Raw genomic sequence first — 2,194 nt, 5'->3', positions numbered from 1 at the left:
CCGGAAGCACCGTTCCGGCCCCGCGGGCACCCCTGAAGCGTGCCCAGGAGTGATCGTCCTGGGTAACCGGAACGCTTCATTCCGTAAGTTTTCCGGCCTTTATGATGCACGATGGGGTCCGGTTGTTCGTTGACTCCGGTAGATGGTGCCCAAGGCACCTGCGCCGCCGACGACTTGAGAGGACCCCAGGGTCTGTGATCCCGCACCACGCTTCCGCCGCCACCGGCGCCCAGGAGGGGAACCGATGACCGAAGGATCTCGTGCCCCGCTCGCGGGGGTGGTGCCGCTGCCTGCCGACTTCCGGGCGTTCCACCAGCTGTACCGCCCGGCCTACGTCCGCTGGGCCGAACTGTTCCTCGGGGCCCGCGCCGAGGCCGAGGACGTGGTGGACGACCTCTTCGAGCGGCTGGCCGCCGACTGGAGCGAGATCCTGCGGCTGGACAGCCCCGCCCAGCACGCCTGGGCGATCCTGCGGGCCAGAACCCGCGAGGCCGCCCTCGCCCGCGGCCGGCGCCCGGTGCTCACCGACACCGCCGCCTTCGAGACGGAGGCCCTGCGGAACGCCGTGGATCCGGTCGGCGAGCTGGAGGAGAGCCTGTGCCTGTACCGGGCCATCCAGGAACTGCCCGAGCGGCAGCATGATGTGATCGTCCTGGTGTACTGCCTCGGGTACGGCGTCCAGGAGACGGCCGATGTCCTCGGCATCAGCGTGCCCGGCGTCCGCTCCACCGCCCGGTACGCCCGGCGGCGGCTGAAGGAGACGCTCGGGCTGGAGCGGGAAGGAGACAGCGGTGACCTCGCCCAGCTCGCCGATTGACCGGATGCTGGCCAAGGCCGCGGTGGCCGCCCGGCCGTACTCCGACGCCGAACTGGACGCCGCGGAACTGCGGCTCGCGGCCCGTGTCACCCACCGCGTGCTGTTCGGCGCCCTCCACTTCGACGACGAGGTGCGCTCGGTGCGCGGCGAGGCCCTGCCGCCCCGACGCACCCGGATCGACGCCGAGGCCGCCGGACATCTCGACATCCTGTGCCGCACCGTCATCGAAAGGGACGGCGCGCTCCAGCACATGTCGGCCTTTCTCGGCCGGCGCATTCCGCAGCCGGACGGTGCCCGTGTACTGGGCTGTGTGCTCCAGCTGGCCGGCCGCGAGGACAGCGCGCGTTTCTGGTGGCAGTTCGCCGCGGGCGCCGGGGACGGGGCGGCCGCCTATTGCCTTTATCTCCACCACCTCACCCTCGGCGAGGTCTGGGAGGCGCAGCTGTGGCGCGGCCAGGCCGCCGAGGCGAGCGACGAGCCTGTGGAGCAGGGCGATGGCGGTGACGGTGGTGAGGGCGGCGGTGTCACCACTGACCTGGTGCTGCGGGTGCTCGGCCTGCTGCGCGGCGACTGCCGCTATCTGACGGCCACCGCGAGCGCCGTGCTGCGCTACGTGCCGGAGGCCGTGCATTTTGTCGACGAGATCGAACTGCCGCTCCCGGCCATCGATTTCGCCCAGAGAATCGAAGAACTGACCACTTCCGCCTGAGATATTCAGCCGTACGAGGCGGCAGGAGACGTTTATCGCGAAGCCGTCATTCGTGCGAGCGAATGAGGCGGTGAAACGTGAATGCCCGGATCCGGGGTGGGCAATTCTGAGGGCGCGACGTCGTGCTCACTCACCACTTCGGTTCACTGGAGGAACATCCATGGCAAGCATCCGCACCGCTCGTGTCATCGCCGCCGCCGCCTCCGTCCCGCTGGCGGTCGGTCTCCTCGGGGGGACCGCTCACGCGCTGATCGGCGACGCCGAGGCTCAGGCGGGCATTGCCTCGGACGCCACGGCGCTCAGCGCCCTCGGCAGCGGTGTCCTCGGCGTCAACACCGGCAACAGCGGCACCATCCAGCAGGGGGCCACCGGGACCGGCGCCACCAACCAGAGCAACGCCGCCCAGGTGAAGGACGCCGCCTTCGTGGCCATCGACCAGGACACCACGAACTTCCAGGTCCTCTTCACCCCGCTGTGGTGAACCGTCGGGCCCACTGAGCCGTCCCCGGGCCACGGCCCGCCAGGGGTGCGGCATCGGAGGGTGACCGGGCAGGGGCAGACCGTGGGGCCGGCCCCCGGCGGGCCGGGGCGCCCGGCGTGGAGGCCGCCCCCCAGCAAAACGTGGGGTACGTCCTAAACCAGGAGCGGCGGCGCCAGCTTCGCCACAC

Annotated in this window: 3 protein-coding genes; all 3 read left to right on the top strand. The window is 70.8% G+C overall.

The annotated features are described in order from the left end of the window. Positions 1 to 244: 244 nt before the first annotated feature. The 3 genes from ACFV5N_RS27290 to ACFV5N_RS27280 all read left to right on the top strand — a co-directional run bounded on the left by ACFV5N_RS27290 (position 245) and on the right by ACFV5N_RS27280 (position 2,007). Positions 245 to 817, top strand: a complete 573-nt coding sequence (locus ACFV5N_RS27290; RefSeq protein WP_385605057.1) for a sigma-70 family RNA polymerase sigma factor — start codon at positions 245 to 247, stop codon at positions 815 to 817. Further along, positions 792 to 1,526 carry a hypothetical protein gene (locus ACFV5N_RS27285; protein ID WP_385605054.1) on the top strand — a complete coding sequence of 245 codons (735 nt, stop codon included), beginning with the start codon at positions 792 to 794 and terminating at the stop codon, positions 1,524 to 1,526. The genes ACFV5N_RS27290 and ACFV5N_RS27285 overlap by 26 nt, the downstream gene beginning before the upstream one ends. 160 nt (positions 1,527 to 1,686) lie before the next feature. Beyond that, on the top strand, positions 1,687 to 2,007 hold the full coding sequence (locus ACFV5N_RS27280) for a hypothetical protein (RefSeq protein WP_385605052.1): 321 nt from the start codon (positions 1,687 to 1,689) through the stop codon (positions 2,005 to 2,007). Positions 2,008 to 2,194 lie beyond the last annotated feature (187 nt).

It is taken from the genome of Streptomyces sp. NPDC059853, assembly GCF_042731495.1.
Taxonomy (GTDB): domain Bacteria; phylum Actinomycetota; class Actinomycetes; order Streptomycetales; family Streptomycetaceae; genus Streptomyces.
The sequence above is the reverse complement of the archived record's forward strand: the minus strand, read 5'-3'. Positions and strand labels throughout refer to the sequence as shown.